This window comes from Burkholderiales bacterium (assembly GCA_035543335.1).
In the GTDB taxonomy this organism is placed as follows: domain Bacteria; phylum Pseudomonadota; class Gammaproteobacteria; order Burkholderiales; family JAHFRG01; genus JAHFRG01.
Genome location: DASZZH010000006.1, coordinates 12521 through 27112, shown reverse-complemented (window position 1 = coordinate 27112; position 14592 = coordinate 12521). Strand labels below are relative to the sequence as shown.

Annotated in this window: 17 protein-coding genes; 12 read left to right on the top strand and 5 right to left on the bottom strand. The window is 59.3% G+C overall.

The features are described from left to right. The first annotated feature begins 136 nt into the window (after positions 1–136). Together VHE58_01115 and VHE58_01110 are read left to right on the top strand one after the other, a co-directional pair. Positions 137–694 carry a DUF2062 domain-containing protein gene (locus tag VHE58_01115; protein ID HVS25904.1) on the top strand — a complete coding sequence of 186 codons (558 nt, stop codon included), beginning with the start codon at positions 137–139 and terminating at the stop codon, positions 692–694. A gap of 11 nt (positions 695–705) precedes the next feature. Further along, positions 706–1326 carry a DNA-3-methyladenine glycosylase 2 family protein gene (locus VHE58_01110; GenBank protein ID HVS25903.1) on the top strand — a complete coding sequence of 207 codons (621 nt, stop codon included), beginning with the start codon at positions 706–708 and terminating at the stop codon, positions 1324–1326. 12 nt (positions 1327–1338) lie between these two features. Here VHE58_01110 and VHE58_01105 read toward each other — a convergent pair whose 3' ends face one another. The 3 genes from VHE58_01105 to VHE58_01095 all read right to left on the bottom strand — a co-directional run bounded on the left by VHE58_01105 (position 1339) and on the right by VHE58_01095 (position 3787). Beyond that, positions 1339–1662: a hypothetical protein gene (locus VHE58_01105; protein HVS25902.1), complete on the bottom strand. Its 324-nt coding sequence runs from the start codon at positions 1660–1662 to the stop codon at positions 1339–1341. Positions 1663–1796: 134 nt separating this feature from the next. After that, a complete protein-coding gene (gene lolD / locus VHE58_01100) occupies positions 1797–2471 on the bottom strand; it encodes a lipoprotein-releasing ABC transporter ATP-binding protein LolD (protein HVS25901.1) in 675 nt (224 codons plus the stop codon). A gap of 32 nt (positions 2472–2503) precedes the next feature. Next, positions 2504–3787 carry a lipoprotein-releasing ABC transporter permease subunit gene (locus VHE58_01095; GenBank protein HVS25900.1) on the bottom strand — a complete coding sequence of 428 codons (1284 nt, stop codon included), beginning with the start codon at positions 3785–3787 and terminating at the stop codon, positions 2504–2506. Between the two features lie 61 nt (positions 3788–3848). Between VHE58_01095 and VHE58_01090 the strand changes: the two genes are divergently transcribed. From VHE58_01090 to VHE58_01060, 7 genes are all read left to right on the top strand, one after another. Then, positions 3849–4865, top strand: coding sequence for a hypothetical protein (locus VHE58_01090; GenBank protein ID HVS25899.1), 1017 nt, complete (start codon positions 3849–3851; stop codon positions 4863–4865). A 2-nt stretch (positions 4866–4867) separates the two neighbouring features. After that, the gene (gene recJ / locus VHE58_01085) at positions 4868–6571 is read left to right on the top strand and encodes a single-stranded-DNA-specific exonuclease RecJ (protein HVS25898.1); all 1704 of its coding nucleotides are present in this window, start codon (positions 4868–4870) and stop codon (positions 6569–6571) included. Between the two features lie 30 nt (positions 6572–6601). Next, positions 6602–7706 (top strand): peptide chain release factor 2 gene (prfB, locus tag VHE58_01080; GenBank protein ID HVS25897.1). Its coding sequence is split into 2 segments (ribosomal slippage): positions 6602–6682 and positions 6684–7706, totalling 1104 coding nucleotides; the frame shifts between segments, so codons are not numbered across the junction. Further along, a complete protein-coding gene (gene lysS, locus VHE58_01075) occupies positions 7707–9212 on the top strand; it encodes a lysine--tRNA ligase (GenBank protein HVS25896.1) in 1506 nt (501 codons plus the stop codon). 83 nt (positions 9213–9295) lie between these two features. Next, positions 9296–9502 (top strand): hypothetical protein, encoded by a 207-nt coding sequence (locus VHE58_01070; protein HVS25895.1) that lies wholly within the window; start codon positions 9296–9298, stop codon positions 9500–9502. Position 9503: 1 nt separating this feature from the next. Continuing rightward, a complete protein-coding gene (locus VHE58_01065; GenBank protein ID HVS25894.1) occupies positions 9504–10364 on the top strand; it encodes a DMT family transporter in 861 nt (286 codons plus the stop codon). Positions 10365–10442: 78 nt separating this feature from the next. Next, entirely contained in the window at positions 10443–10676 is a 234-nt protein-coding gene (locus tag VHE58_01060) for a DUF2007 domain-containing protein (GenBank protein ID HVS25893.1), read from the top strand. Positions 10677–10745: 69 nt separating this feature from the next. On the opposite strand, the gene VHE58_01055 is transcribed toward VHE58_01060, so the two are convergent. Further along, positions 10746–11528: an outer membrane protein assembly factor BamD gene (locus tag VHE58_01055; GenBank protein ID HVS25892.1), complete on the bottom strand. Its 783-nt coding sequence runs from the start codon at positions 11526–11528 to the stop codon at positions 10746–10748. A 7-nt stretch (positions 11529–11535) separates the two neighbouring features. Here VHE58_01055 and rluD point away from each other — a divergent pair, with 7 nt between their 5' ends. From rluD to VHE58_01040, 3 genes are all read left to right on the top strand, one after another. Continuing rightward, positions 11536–12477 (top strand): 23S rRNA pseudouridine(1911/1915/1917) synthase RluD, encoded by a 942-nt coding sequence (rluD, locus tag VHE58_01050; protein HVS25891.1) that lies wholly within the window; start codon positions 11536–11538, stop codon positions 12475–12477. 351 nt (positions 12478–12828) lie between these two features. After that, positions 12829–13599, top strand: coding sequence for a peptidoglycan editing factor PgeF (gene pgeF, locus VHE58_01045; protein HVS25890.1), 771 nt, complete (start codon positions 12829–12831; stop codon positions 13597–13599). Positions 13600–13627: 28 nt separating this feature from the next. Further along, on the top strand, positions 13628–14404 hold the full coding sequence (locus VHE58_01040) for a ZIP family metal transporter (GenBank protein ID HVS25889.1): 777 nt from the start codon (positions 13628–13630) through the stop codon (positions 14402–14404). Here the strand turns inward: VHE58_01040 and VHE58_01035 are convergent. Beyond that, a complete protein-coding gene (locus VHE58_01035; protein HVS25888.1) occupies positions 14339–14563 on the bottom strand; it encodes a hypothetical protein in 225 nt (74 codons plus the stop codon). The two genes, VHE58_01040 and VHE58_01035, sit on opposite strands and share 66 nt — an antisense overlap. Between the last annotated feature and the right edge of the window lie 29 nt (positions 14564–14592).

The window sequence follows — 14592 nt, the reverse complement described above, 5'->3', positions numbered from 1 at the left end:
TCCTCACGCCTCGCTCTGCACCCGGATTGCACGCCGTCGCAACCGCGTAGGACTTAATCAGAGGTTCCCTGCATCACCTACACGCGCTCATTGCTTTGCGGTAAAGTGCAAAAGACATTTATCTCAAGAAGCCGCCGTGCTACCCAAGTTTTTCAGAAAATACCTGCCCAGCGCCGAGAGTATCAGGGAAAACCGCTTTATCGGCCGCTTTTCCGCTTTGCAACACCCGAATCTCTGGCACTTGAACCGGCATGCGGTGGCCGGCGGTGTGGCGGCGGGCTTGTTTACCGGATTAATCCCCGGCAGCAATCCGGTGCAATTCACCGCCGCGGCGCTGGCCGCCGTTATTTTCCGCGTCAACTTGCCGGTTGCGGTATTCGTTACGTTTTACACCAATCCGTTTACCATCGTGCCGCTTTACTTTCTGGCCTACAAGCTCGGGGCATTTTTCATCGGCCAGAATAACGGCAATCTGCCGCAGCACGAACTGAATCTGTGGGATTTACCGCTCACCGATTGGATATCCGCGCTCATCCACTGGGCGGCCGCCATGGGCAAGCCACTGGCTTTAGGGCTTATCCTGCTGGCGCTGCTGTTTGCCGCAATGGGCTATGTGGCCGTCCAACTGGCATGGCGTGCATACATCATGCTACAGTGGCGTAAAAGAAAAATGCGGCGGAGCACGGCACACTGATTTTCTCACTCATGACCACCCCAACTCATTGGAAACAGGCAAGCCAGGAGCTCGCGCAACGCGACAGCGTGCTCAGGCGCCTGATTAAAATTCACCGCGGCCTTGTTATGCGCAGCCGCGGCGATGCTTTCATGACTCTGGCGCGCTCCATCGTCGGTCAGCAAATCTCGTTGAAGGCGGCGGAAACGGTGTGGGAAAAACTGGTCTCCACGGTGCCGGCAATCAGCGCGCAGCATATTACCGGAGTGGAAAACGCTGCACTTCGCAACTGCGGGCTTTCCAGCAAAAAAGTGTCATGCCTGCAGGACCTCGCCCATCGTCTTATCAACGGCTCGCTCAATGTGGCGAACTGGGAGCGCCTTAGTGACGAGGAACTCGTCGCCGATCTTATCCAGGTAAAAGGCATTGGGCGCTGGACCGCCGACATGTTTCTGATTTTTTATATGATGCGCCCTGACGTGCTGCCGCTCGACGATATCGGCTTGCAGCGCGCGATGAGCATGCACTACAACAAAAACCGGCCTTTGAGCAAACTCAAGATGCGCGCCATCGCCAAAGACTGGGTACCGTGGCGCTCGGTCGCTACCTGGTATTTGTGGCGAAGCCTCGACCCGATTCCGGTGGAGTATTGACGGCAATACCGCTTACACACCGTCAAAAAACAGGACCCTTACGATGAAATACAGGCCGAGCGCCATGAAGGCATAAGTCATGAAATTGCCGAACTTGCTTTTCTTCTCAAGCACGCCCGAGAACAATGCTTTGCCCAGCAAGAACACGCCGATCAGCACCGGGATAGTCAAGATGGAATAGTTCAATTGCAAGTCCCACACCCGGCTTACCGCCTGCACCAGCCAGCCCTCGGGCCTGAAAATCTTGTAAGCCAGCCCCACCACCCCCGCGAGCGCGAGGATGAAGCACACCAGCGCGATGGTGAATTTAATAACTTGACGGGTTTGTTGATCCATTCACACACCTTCGGTTCCGGCGGCGGTGGCGGCAACCGCTTGCGCATAGAAACCGTCGCAACTCTACTCGCAAACGCTTGATGCCGCAAGCATAAGCCCCGTTTACCGATCGATATTCATCTCTTTCCTAACCATCAACCAAGCACCCCATCCACCAGCCGCAAGACGCGTTCCGCCTTCGCCGCCAGATCATGGTCGTGGGTGACAATGACGAAGCTGGTGCCGAGGCTGCGGTTAAGCTCGAGCATCAGCTCGAGCACGCTTTCGGCGTTGTGCCGGTCGAGGTTGCCGGTCGGTTCGTCCGCGAGCACGCATGCAGGCTTGGTCACCAATGCGCGCGCCACGGCCGCACGCTGGCGCTCGCCCCCCGATAGCTCACCCGGACGATGGTTGAGCCGGTGGCTCAGGCCCACTTGTTGCAACACTTCCGAGGCGCGCCGGCTTGCGTCTGCCGTGGACAGGCCACGGATGAGCAGCGGCATCGCCACGTTTTCCAGCGCGGAGAATTCCGCAAGCAGGTGATGAAACTGGTAAACAAAGCCCAGCGACTGGTTGCGGGTCCTGCCGCGCTCCGCGTCGCTCAGGTGCTGGATATCCTGCCCGTTGATCAGCACTACGCCGGAAGTCGCATCATCCAATCCGCCGAGCAGATGCAAAAGCGTGCTTTTGCCCGAGCCGGAGGCACCGACGATGGCCACGCGTTCACCGTGGCCGACTTCGAGATTCACTCCGAGCAGCACTGGCACTTCCAGCTTGCCCTGGTAATAAGACTTCTGCAGATTGCGGCAGGATAAAACCGTTTCACTCATGTCCTGAATCCCGAATCCCAAATCCTGAATCATCATTCATAGCGCAACGCTTCCGCCGGATTGCTCCGCGCCGCGCGCCAGCTGGGATATAAAGTCGCCAGCAGGCACAGCGCGAACGAGACCACGGCAATCACCGCCACGTCCCAGAATTCCACGTCGGACGGCAATTCGCTGATGTAGTACACATCCTTGGCGAGGAATTTGACGCCGATGAGGTTCTCGATGAACGGCACCACCACGTCGATGTTAAGCGCCAGAGCCACGCCGCCGATGAGGCCGAGCAGCGTGCCCAGAATACCAATCAACGTGCCTTGCACGATGAAGATTTTCATGATGCTGCGCGGGCTTGCGCCGAGGGTGCGCAGGATCGCGATTTCCGATTGTTTGTCGGTCACCGCCATCACCAGCGTGGAGACGATATTAAACGCCGCCACCGCGACGATCAGTATCACCACGAAAAACATCATGCGCTTTTCAATCTGCACCGCGCGGTAAAAGTTGGCGTTAATGCGCGTCCAGTCGTTGATGTAGGCGTCCACCGTCAGCGTGTGTGCGAGCTCGTTTGCCACTCGCGGCGCCTCATACAAATCCTTGAGACGCAGCCGCACGCCGCTGACGTTGCCGTCGAAGCGGTAGAGCTTCTGCGCGTCTTCAAGATGAATCAGCGCCAGTCCCGCATCGTATTCATAGTGGCCGACCTCGAAAATGCCGACGACGGTAAACTGCTTGAGGCGCGGCAGAATTCCCGCCGGGGTTACTTGGCCCTGCGGCGCGATCAGCAGCACTTTGTCGCCCACGGTTGCGCCCAGAGTGCGGGCCAGATCCACGCCCAGCACAATGCCGAATCCCCCTGGGCGCAGCGCATCCAGCCGCCCCGTTTTCATGCGCCGGCCCAGATCCACCACCTGGTTTTCGTATTCCGGCAGTATGCCGCGCACGATGGTCCCCTTCACCGCCTGTTCGAACGAAAGCAAGCCCTGTTCGGCGACATACGGCGCGCTGGCGATGACTTGCGGGTTTTTCCCCGCTTCAGCGGCGACCTTGTGCCAGTCGTTGAGCTTGCCGTTCACGCCGCTCACCTGCACGTGTGACACCACGCCGAGGATGCGTTCGCGGATTTCCTTCTGAAAGCCGTTCATCACCGACATCACCGAAATCAGCACGGTGATGCCGAGTGCCATGCCGATGATGGAAATCAGCGAAATGAAGGAAACAAAATGATTGCGCCGCTTGGCGCGGCTGTAGCGGAGACCGATGAGGAGTTCGTAAGGCTGCACGCGGGCAATCCAGTTTGAACTGCGTGCAGTTTGCCACATTCCCGCCAACGACTCCATTGGCACCGCATGTTAAACTTTTCCGGACAACTCCAAACTCCGCATGCGCTGCCACCTTCTTATTCCCGCCCTGCTTAAGCCCGCCGCGTCAACCAACGGCCTGTATGAGAACTTATCCGCGCCCGCATTGCGCACACTGCTCGCCCGCGCCACCCCGGCCCGCGAATCGGAAGTAGATATGGAATCCTGGCTGTGCCATGCATTTGGTGCGGAAAAACAGCAAGACTGGCCGGTCGCCGCATTGGCGCTCGCGGCGGACGGCATCAATCCCGGCGCGGCTTATTGGTTGCGCGCCGACCCGGTAAATCTGCAAGTGGATCGCGGGCAATTGCTGCTGATGGACAGCCGCGTTTTCCCAATTGCACAAGATGAAGCAGATCAATTCATCCGCGTGCTCAACAGTCAGTTCGCCGACCGGGGTTATGTTTTTCAGGCGCCGCATCCGCAGCGCTGGTACCTGCGCCTGGATAAAGCCCCCAATCTGCAAACCTCGCCGCTTGATCGGGTGGTGGGTAAAAACGTGGATGATTTTCTGGCAATGGGCGCGGATGGCCTGCATTGGCAAGGCGTCTGCAACGAAGCGCAAATGCTGCTGCACGAGCATCCGCTCAACCAGGTACGCGAAGCGAGAGGCGAATTGCCCATCAACGGTGTCTGGCTGTGGGGAGGCGGCCATTTAGCCATGCTTTCCCGGAAACCTTTTACCCAGGTGTGGGCCGATGGGCATCTGCCGAGAAGTCTGGCGCTCGCCAGCGCCATACCTTGGGCTTCACTCCCTCCCAACGCGGAAAAATGGCTGAAGCAAATGCCGGTTCAAGACGAGCACTTGATTGTGCTCGATCAGCTGCAAGGCGCGGTGCTCTATCACGACCCCGGGCGCTGGCGTTCCGGGGTGAAAGAACTCGAAACTTCGTGGTTTGCGCCGCTGCTTGCCGCGCTCAAGCGTGGCCGGGTAGCGGCAATTATTATCGTTGCGGACGGCTCGTCGTTCAGCATCACGCGCAAAGACTCATGGAAATGGTGGCGGAGAAGCAGGCCGTTAGCCGAATATACGCATTAATAATGAGTGCGCCCAAAATCGTTTATCGCAGCTTTCCCCAACAGGCCTATCAAGCCCTGCTGGCGGAAGGCGTGCATCCGGTGCTCGCGCGCATTTACGCCGCGCGCGGGATCGTTGCCAAGGCACAGCTCGCCGGCGAGTTGTCAGGCCTCGCGGCTTGCGACCGGCTGAAAAACGCAACGCGCATGGCGCAGATCCTGGCTAACGCAATCGCGGCGAAAAAACGGCTGCTCATCATCGCCGATTACGATGCCGACGGCGCCACCGCCTGCGCGGTGGGCCTGCGCGCGCTGCGCGAATTCGGCGCCACTGTGGATTATCTCGTCCCCAACCGCTTTGAATACGGCTATGGCCTCACGCCGGAAATCGTGCGGCTCGCGGCGCAAACCAAGCGTCCCGATATATTGATCACGGTGGACAACGGAATTGCCTCGGTCGAAGGGGTTGCGGAAGCCGCAGGGCTGGGAATAGAAACGCTGATTACCGACCATCACCTGCCGGGAAGCACGCTGCCGCAGGCGGCCTCCATCGTGAACCCCAACCAGCCCGACTGCGGATTCCCCAGCAAAAACCTCGCCGGTGTCGGCGTGATGTTCTACGTGATGCTGGCGCTGCGCGCCGAATTGCGGCTGCGCGGCGCGTTTGCCGCGAAACCCGAGCCGAATCTTTCAACCCTGCTCGACTTGGTGGCGCTGGGCACGGTGGCGGATGTGGTGACGCTGGATGACAACAACCGCATTCTGGTGAGCCAGGGCCTGAAGCGCATACGCGCGGGGAAAGCCTGCGCCGGCGTGCAGGCGCTGTTCCGCGCCGCGGGACGGGATGCGCGCCGTGCTTCCACCTATGATCTCGGCTTCATGCTCGGACCGCGCCTTAACGCCGCGGGCAGGCTTTCCGACATGGCGCTCGGCATTTCATGCCTGCTCACTGATGACACCATCCGTGCCGAGGAAATCGCACGGCAACTGGATGCGCTTAACCGCGAGCGCCGGGAAATCGAGCAAGACATGCGGGAAGCGGCGCTGGCGGCGCTGGAAAAGATGGAATTCCGGGAAAGCTATAGCGTGTGTCTTTACGATCCGGGCTGGCATCAAGGCGTGATCGGGATTCTCGCCTCGCGCATCAAGGACCGGCTGCACCGGCCGGTGATTGCGTTTGCCAGAGGCAATGACGGCGAAATCAAGGGCTCGGGTCGCGCCATCAAGGGGCTGCATCTGCGCGATGCGCTGGATTTGGTGACCAAACGCCATCCCGGTTTGATTTTGAAATTCGGCGGGCACGCGGCGGCGGCGGGCCTGACGCTGTACGAAAAAGACTTCGAGTCGTTCGCCAGGATTTTCGAGGAAACCGTGCAGACCCTGCTCACACCCGCCGATCTGGAACAGGTGATTGAAATCGACGGGGCGCTGGAGGCGCAGGAACTGCACATCGAGTTCGCCCGCCTTTTGGAACACGAAATTTGGGGGCAGGGTTTCCCCGCCCCGCTCTTCGACGACGCCTTCACGGTGGAGAACCAGCGTGTCGTCGGTGAAAAGCACCTCAAACTCAAGCTGAGAAAAGCCGACCGCGTGCTTGAAGCCATGCTGTTCCAGCGCGCCGATCCTCTGCCCGATCGCATCCGCGCGGTTTTCCGTCTGACCGTGAACGAATACAACGGCCTGCAGACGCTGCAGCTCAATATCGAGCATTGGACGCCCGCGCCGTGATAAAATTCGCAAATCTCCAAGGAATGCATGATGGAAGCCGAACAACTCAATGCCATCGCCAACCGCCTGACCGACCTCGATGCCCGGGCGGCGGAACTGCGGAGGTATCTTTGACTTCGAGGCAAAACAAGAACGCCTGAGCGAAGTCGTCAAGTTTTCCGAAGATCCGGCTGTCTGGAGTGACAACAAGCGCGCCCAGGAACTCGGCAAAGAGCGCAAAGCGCTGGAAAACACGGTCGGCACGCTCTCAAGGCTCACACGATCGCTTTCCGATGCGCGCGAGCTGTTTGACATGGCGAAAGCGGAAAACGATGACGCCGCGCTGGAAAGCATACGCGCCGAGACGGTCGAGCTGGAACAGACCGTCGCCGAAATGGAATTCCGGCGCATGTTTTCCAATCCGATGGACCCCAACAATTGCTTTCTCATGATCCAGGCCGGCTCCGGCGGCACCGAGGCGCAGGACTGGGCCGCGATGCTCGAGCGCATGTATTTGCGCTATAGTGAGCGGCATGGTTTCCGGGTGGAATTGCTGGAGGAATCGGAGGGCGAAGTCGCCGGCATCAAGAGCGCAACCATGAAGATAAACGGCGACTATGCCTACGGCCGGCTGCGCACTGAAACCGGCGTACACCGGCTGGTGCGCAAATCGCCGTTCGATGCCGGCAACCGTCGCCACACTTCGTTCGCCAGCGTGTTCGTCTATCCGGAAGTGGATGAGTCCATCGAAGTTGAAATCAATCCCGCGGATTTGCGCGTTGACACCTACCGCGCCTCCGGTGCCGGCGGCCAGCATGTGAACAAGACCGATTCCGCGGTGCGGCTCACTCACATTCCGACCGGCATCGTGGTGCAATGCCAGAACGACCGTTCGCAGCACCGCAACCGCGCCGAGGCGATGGCGATGCTGAAATCGCGCCTCTATGAGCTTGAGCTGCGCAAGCGCCAAGCCGAGCGCGACAAACTGGAAGACGCCAAGACCGACATCGGCTGGGGGCACCAGATCCGCTCCTACGTGCTGGATCAATCGCGCATCAAGGACCTGCGCACTGGGGTTGAAATCGGCAACACGCAGGCAGTGTTGGATGGAAACCTTGATGATTTCATCACCGCCAGCCTGAAACAGGGAGTGTAAATGCCCGAACAAAACAACGAAAAAAATCTGGATACCAACCAGATCATCGAAGAGCGCCGCGAGAAGCTGAAAGCATTGCGCGGCAAAGGCGTCGCCTTTCCCAACGATTTCCGGCGCGAGCATCTCGCTAGCGAGCTGCACGCGCGGCACGGAAGTAAATCCCATGAAGAGCTTGAAGCCGCGCACATCAAGGTCAGCGTCGGCGGACGGATAATGCTGAAGCGCGTGATGGGAAGAGCGAGCTTCGCCGCCATTCAGGACATGAGCGGCCGCATCCAGCTTTACATCACCAACGACCACGCGGGCGAGTCGGCGCACGAAGCGTTCAAGCACTGGGATCTGGGCGACATCATCGGCGCCAAAGGCACGCTGTTCAAAACTAAGACCGGCGAGCTGTCGGTGCGCGTTCATGAATTGCGGCTTCTTACCAAATCCCTGCGCCCGCTGCCGGAGAAATTCCACGGCCTGACCGACCAGGAAAGTAAATACCGCCAGCGCTACGTGGACCTGATTACCAACGAGGATACGCGCAAGGTATTCTCCATTCGCTGCATAATCATTCAGGCGGTGCGCGAACTCCTGGTCCAGGATGGTTACATTGAGGTGGAAACGCCGATGATGCATCCGATTCCCGGCGGAGCGGCGGCGCGCCCTTTCGTCACCCATCACAACGCGCTCGACATGCGGCTTTATTTGCGCATCGCGCCGGAGCTTTATCTCAAACGCCTGGTGGTGGGCGGCATGGAAAAAGTATTCGAGATCAACCGCAACTTCAGGAACGAAGGCATCTCCACGCGCCACAATCCCGAGTTCACCATGCTGGAGTTTTATTGCGCCTACCAGGATTACCGCTATCTGATGGACTTCACCGAATCCATGCTGCGCGTATTGGCGCAAACCGTGCTGGGCTCAAGCAAAATCAATTATCAAGGGCAGGAAATCGATTTTGGCAAACCTTATCCGCGGCTCACCATCACGCAGGCGATCCGGAAATATCATCCCGAATACACCGACGCCAGGCTCAAGGACCGCGAGTTTCTGGTCGGTGAATTCAAAAAGCGCGGCATCGCCTACAAACCCGGTGACGGCATCGGCGGCCTGCAGCTTACGCTGTTCGAGCACACCACCGAACAATTGCTCATCCAGCCGACTGTTATTGTTGATTACCCCGCCGAGGTCTCGCCGCTCGCGCGCCGCAACGACAACAACCCGGAGATTGCCGAGCGCTTTGAGCTCTATATCTCCGGGCGCGAAATCGCCAACGGTTTTTCCGAGCTTAACGACCCCGAAGACCAGGCGGCGCGTTTCTCGGAGCAAGTCAAGCAAAAAGAAGCCGGCAACCAGGAAGCCATGCACTATGACGCCGATTACATCCGCGCACTGGAATACGGCCTGCCGCCCGCCGCCGGTTGCGGCATCGGCATCGACCGTCTGGTGATGCTGTTCACCGACAGTCCCAGCATCCGCGATGTAATCCTTTTTCCTCAAATGCGCCCGGAGATTTAGCCGGGCAGAACCTTCGTGAAAACGCCAGCGCTCCTCGTCAACGCACGATCAACACGCTGCGCCGCCATCCGCCTTTCAGCAAGATGGACGACGCGGCGCTGCGCTTTCTCGTCGAAAAAGCCAAGCTCGCATATTACGCCGCGGACACGGTCATCTTCTCGCCGCAGCACGGCGAGCCGGAACGCTTCTTCATTGTTCAGCGCGGCTGTGTGCAAAACGCCGTCAAGTCCGGCGGCGGGGGGTGTGCCATCGGAGAATTGATGCAAGTGGTGCGTAAATTCACTCGCTGACATGAGCGCACTCGCACTGACGCTGGTGCTCGCGGCGGCTTTTCTGCACGCCGGCTGGAACTATGTGCTGAAAAAAAGCGGCGGCGGGGTCGGGTTTGTCTGGCTGTTTGCGGCTTGCTCCACGCTGGTTTACGCGCCGCTGGCGATAGGCCTGTTCCTGATCCAAAAGCCGCAACTCGGCTTGATCCAGCTGGCTTTCCTGTTCGGCAGCGCCGGCTTGCACACGATCTACTATCTGCTCCTCGACAAGGGCTACCGCGCCGGCGATCTGTCGCTGGTCTATCCTCTGGCACGCGGCAGCGGCCCGCTGATTGCCATAGTGGCGGCCGTGCTGCTTCTCGGCGAGCGGCCGAGCGGGAGCGTGCTGGCGGGAGCGGTGCTGATCGGCATCGGCGCATTTCTGCTCACCGGCGATCCACGCAAATTGAAGGAAAACGGGGCATTGCACGCAGTGCGCTTCGCGCTCATGACCGGCGTGGTGATCGCCGCGTATACCCTGTGGGACAAGTTCGCGGTGAGTGCTCTGTTGATTCCGCCGTTAATACAAGACTGGGGCACCAACTGCGGGCGGACGCTGCTCATGCTTCCGCTTGCCAGACGCCATTCGGCCAGTATCCGCGCAACCTGGAAAAACTATCGCAGGCAAGTCATTCTGGTTGCGATTCTCTGCCCACTTTCCTACATCATGATTCTGAGCGCAATGGTGTTCACGCCGGTAAGTTACGTGGCGCCGGCGCGTGAAATCAGCATCCTGATCGCCGCGGTGATGGGCGCGCACTTTCTGGCGGAAGGTGATTTGCCGCGGCGCGCGCTCGCCGCCACCGCCATGGTCATCGGCGTCATCGCGCTGGCGCTGGGTTGACGCGGGTCGGTTTTGCTTTTAACCTCCGTTTTACCTACGCCAAGGACTTGTTGCTTTTACACCGGCCTCGTTGAAATCATGCGCCCCGCCTACACCGAAATTTACCGGCCGAACGACCCGTTGGAAGTCATGATGCTGAAAATGGTGCTGGAACGCGAGGGCGTTGATTATTTCATCACCAATGAACACCTGAACAGCATCCTTCCGCCAGCCGGCCTGGGTGACATGCGGCTCATGGTGGAAACCGGCAGGGCGCAGCAGTGCGTCGAGATTCTGCGTGACGAACTCCATTATTTGCAGGAACCGAAATGACCTCATGGCCCGGGATCAGGCCCAGCTTGTTTTATTCCTGACCTCTTTCCCTGATCCTGACTTTATCGATTACCACAGCTTCCACCAGGGTTTGGTGGCGTCGCCTACTTTGGAAAGGTATTTGCTGTCGGGAAAGTTGTAGCGCATGACGCGTTCGGCGTCGTCGCGCAACTGGTTCAGGCCCATCGCATCGTAAGCCTGGACCATGATAAGCAGAGCTTCTTCGATAGCCGGCGTTTGCGGATAGTTCTGCAGGACCAGCTGACTGCGGTTTGCCGCCGCGACATAAGCCTTGCGCTTCATGTAATAGCGTGCCACATGGATTTCGTGCTGTGCCAGGCTGTTCAACAAAAAACGCATGCGTGCGCTGGCGTCTTCCGCATATATGCTGTTGGGAAAACGCGTGACCAGCTCCTTGAACGTTTCGTAAGATTCGCGCGCCGACTTGGGATCGCGTTCGGCGATATCCTCGTTCACGAGATAGGCTATGAATCCCATATTTTCATTGAAATTGACAAGTCCCTTGAGGTAATACGCGTAATCCACGCTGGGATGGGTCGGATGCAGCTTGATGAAGCGGTCACACGCCGCCGCCGCGGAGGCCGTATCTTCCTGCTTGTAATAGGCGTAAGCCACTTCCAGTTGCGCCTGCTCCGCATACTTGCCGTAGGGATAGCGCGACTCCAGGATTTCAAATTTCTTGATGGCCCCCTCGAAATTGCCGTCATCCATATCGTCCATGGCGTCGGCGAACAGCTTGCTGGGAGGCACGTTGCCCGGGTCTTCCTTGTCCGGAAACAGGAAGCAGCCGCCTAACAGCAGACACAGGATTAAAGCTAGACTATGCTTCATGACCGGCATGGAAAAACCTTTGCGCGATTATAACCCAAAGGCAGCGCCTCACATTGAACTGGTGATCCCGCCGGATTGCGCCGGCTTGCGCCTGGACCAGGCCTTGCAGCGTTTATTGCCTGAATTTTCCCGCAACCGGCTGCAAACCTGGATACGCGAAAAACGGGTGTGGCAAAACGGCGCTCCCGCTGTCGCCAAGCGCAAGGTGGGGGGCGGAGAAAAAATCCGTGTCGCCGCCGCGCCTTCCGCCGAAACGCCGGCGCATTTACCGGAGGATATCCCGCTCGACATCGTCCATGAAGATGAATCCCTGTTGATCATCAACAAACCGCCGGGGCTGGTGGTTCATCCGGGCAGCGGCAACTGGCGGGGAACGTTGCTCAATGCGCTGCTCAAGCACTCACCCGGGCTTGCCGAAATCCCGCGCGCCGGGATTGTGCACAGGTTGGACAAGGACACCAGCGGTCTTCTGGTTGTCGCGAAAACCCTCGAGGCGCTAACCAATCTGGTGCAGCAATTGCAGGCGCGCAGCGTGAAGCGCGAATATCTGGCGCTGGTGCAGGGCAAGGTGGCGCGCGGCGGCCAAGTCGAAGCGCCGATTGGCCGCCATCCCTTTGCCCGCACCAGGATGGCGGTGGTTGCGCGCGGCAAACCTGCATTGACTTATTACGAGGTGATGGAACGCTTTGCCCATTGCACCCTGCTGCGCTGCCGGTTGGAAACCGGGCGTACGCACCAGATCCGCGTGCACCTGCAATCGATCGGCCACCCGCTGGTCGGCGACCCGGTTTATTCCGCGAAAAAGAAGACACCCGCATTCGCCCGCCAAGCGCTGCATGCGCACCATCTCGCCCTCCTCCACCCTCGAAGCGGAAAAACCATGGGCTGGAAAGCCGGGTTGCCGGCCGATATGCGACAATTGCTTGAATCTCTGCGCGGCCGAAACTGAGAACCCGGATGTTCTTGTCCTATACTCACCAAACGGGCAAACCCGAAGACCGGGAGGAAGCACGGCCAGAGCAGTGATTTTTGTGTTTGGCGTATTGTGCGTTCTGGCACTGTTCGCGAGCGCGCTCTCGTCAAATCACCGGTCGTATGGAAGCTTGCGGCAAGCCATGCCGGCCGAACTGGTTTACCGCCTTGAAACCTGCCGTTTTTCCGAGTTTCACGCCGTAAATCTGCGCTGCGAAAACGTTGACTTCGATTGGGAAAACGCTGTGCGCGCAGGCACGGCTTCCCAATAAACCACGGCAAAAACTTGCTGGTCTTTCCTGTCCCCGCGAATCAAGGAGCGAACAGCGTGCGCGCACCGGCAGAGTGGATCATCCCGCAATGGCCCGCTCCCGCTCAGGTGCGTGCGCTCATCACCACCCGCGGTAAAAACGGCGCGAGTTCCGGACCGTATGCCCAATTCAACCTCGGCGGGAATGTGGGCGATGAGCCTTCCGCGGTTTTGCATAACCGTAAATTGCTGCGCGCTCATTTGCCGTCGGAACCCAAATGGCTGAAGCAGGTGCATGGCACCAGGGTGCTGGACGCCGATGTGAGTGCTGCGGGCGAAGAAGGCGACGCCGCGGTGGCCCGGCAATCCGGCACGGTCTGCGCCATATTGAGCGCCGACTGCCTGCCGCTGTTGCTCTGCGATGAACAGGGCACGGTGATCGCGGCGGCGCACTGCGGCTGGCGCGGGCTGGTGGCCGGCGTGATAGAACAAACGATCAGAGCCATGCAGGCACCGCCCGCTTCCCTGCTCGCTTATCTGGGGCCGGCCATCGGCCCTCATGCCTATGAAGTCGGCGCCGATGTGCGTGATGCGTTCCTGCGCGGCGACGCCGGGGCGGAACAGGCTTTCGCCCCCTGCGCCTCCGGTAAATGGCTGGCGAATCTTTATTCTCTCGCGCGGCAACGCTTAAACCGTCTCGGCGTGAAAAAAATCAGCAGCGGCGATTATTGCACCCACACCGACAAAGCCCGCTTCTACTCGCATCGCCGCGACGGCCACACCGGACGCATGGCTTCGCTCATCTGGCTGGACACGAAACCGGATGAACTTAGCTCGCAGCAGGTATAATTACAAAATCAATTTTCTTTTTCCACCAATGTCCATCCTGGCCTGGATAGTCTGCGCAAGTCTTGCCGGCGGCATGTTGAGCGTGCTGTGCGCGGCGGGGTTCGCCCTGAACGCCCGTGCCGCGTGGCTGCCGATGCTGGTGAGCTATGCCATCGGCGCGCTGCTCGGCGCGGTATTCCTGGAAATCCTGCCGCATGCCTTCGAGCTCTCCCGCAATGTGGAGCACCTGACCGCCACCATTCTGTTCGGCATCCTGCTGTTCTTCGTGCTGGAAAAGCTGGTGCTTTGGCGCCATTGCCACCAGGACGAATGCGAAGCGCACGGCGGCGACGATCCCCGGCACGATCGCGGCCGCAGCGGCATGATGATCATGATCGGCAACACCTTCCACAATTTCGTCGACGGCGTTCTGATTGCGGCCGCTTTTCTCGCCGACGTGCGGCTCGGCATCGTCACCTCGCTCGCCATCATCGCGCACGAAATCCCGCAGCAAATCGGCGATTTTCTGATTCTGCTGCACTCGGGGTACACGCGGAAACAAGCGCTGGTGTTCAATCTGCTCTCCGGCACCGCGACCCTGGCGGGCGGCCTGCTGGCTTATTTCACTTTGCATACCATGCAGCAGATGGTGCCGCCGATCCTGGGCCTGGCGGTGGCAAGCATGCTCTATGTCGCGGTCGCGGATTTGATTCCGGGGCTGCACCGGCGTCCGGAACTGCATGCCACGCTACAGCAGGTGCTACTCATCACGCTGGGCATCGGCTCCATCTGGCTCACGCGCAGCCTCTCCGGCCATCTGGCGTAGCTTATTGCGCTTGCGCTGCGGCGTGCCGATCAGCCACAACAAAAGCGCAAGCGGCGCGAGGCCATAAAAAACAAAAGTAAGCAAGCCCGCCACCACGCTCGTCTCGGTGAATGCCATGATGCCTGCCACATAAAGCCAGGCAATCGCCACGATGTACATGAGCAGACCTCTCCGCTTAATCCGCACCA

What these genes read in the sequence shown, in the direction of transcription:
- VHE58_01090 (HVS25899.1), top strand. Translation starts at nt 3,849, where the DNA reads ATGCGCTGCCACCTTCTTATTCCCGCCCTGCTTAAGCCCGCCGCGTCA.
- VHE58_01040 (HVS25889.1), top strand. Translation starts at nt 13,628, where the DNA reads ATGTCCATCCTGGCCTGGATAGTCTGCGCAAGTCTTGCCGGCGGCATG.
- VHE58_01110 (HVS25903.1), top strand. Translation starts at nt 706, where the DNA reads ATGACCACCCCAACTCATTGGAAACAGGCAAGCCAGGAGCTCGCGCAA.
- lolD (HVS25901.1), bottom strand. Translation starts at nt 2,471, where the DNA reads ATGAGTGAAACGGTTTTATCCTGCCGCAATCTGCAGAAGTCTTATTAC.
- recJ (HVS25898.1), top strand. Translation starts at nt 4,868, where the DNA reads ATGAGTGCGCCCAAAATCGTTTATCGCAGCTTTCCCCAACAGGCCTAT.
- VHE58_01095 (HVS25900.1), bottom strand. Translation starts at nt 3,787, where the DNA reads ATGTGGCAAACTGCACGCAGTTCAAACTGGATTGCCCGCGTGCAGCCT.
- VHE58_01070 (HVS25895.1), top strand. Translation starts at nt 9,296, where the DNA reads ATGGACGACGCGGCGCTGCGCTTTCTCGTCGAAAAAGCCAAGCTCGCA.
- VHE58_01055 (HVS25892.1), bottom strand. Translation starts at nt 11,528, where the DNA reads ATGAAGCATAGTCTAGCTTTAATCCTGTGTCTGCTGTTAGGCGGCTGC.
- lysS (HVS25896.1), top strand. Translation starts at nt 7,707, where the DNA reads ATGCCCGAACAAAACAACGAAAAAAATCTGGATACCAACCAGATCATC.
- VHE58_01035 (HVS25888.1), bottom strand. Translation starts at nt 14,563, where the DNA reads ATGTACATCGTGGCGATTGCCTGGCTTTATGTGGCAGGCATCATGGCA.
- VHE58_01105 (HVS25902.1), bottom strand. Translation starts at nt 1,662, where the DNA reads ATGGATCAACAAACCCGTCAAGTTATTAAATTCACCATCGCGCTGGTG.
- rluD (HVS25891.1), top strand. Translation starts at nt 11,536, where the DNA reads ATGGAAAAACCTTTGCGCGATTATAACCCAAAGGCAGCGCCTCACATT.
- VHE58_01060 (HVS25893.1), top strand. Translation starts at nt 10,443, where the DNA reads ATGCGCCCCGCCTACACCGAAATTTACCGGCCGAACGACCCGTTGGAA.
- VHE58_01065 (HVS25894.1), top strand. Translation starts at nt 9,504, where the DNA reads ATGAGCGCACTCGCACTGACGCTGGTGCTCGCGGCGGCTTTTCTGCAC.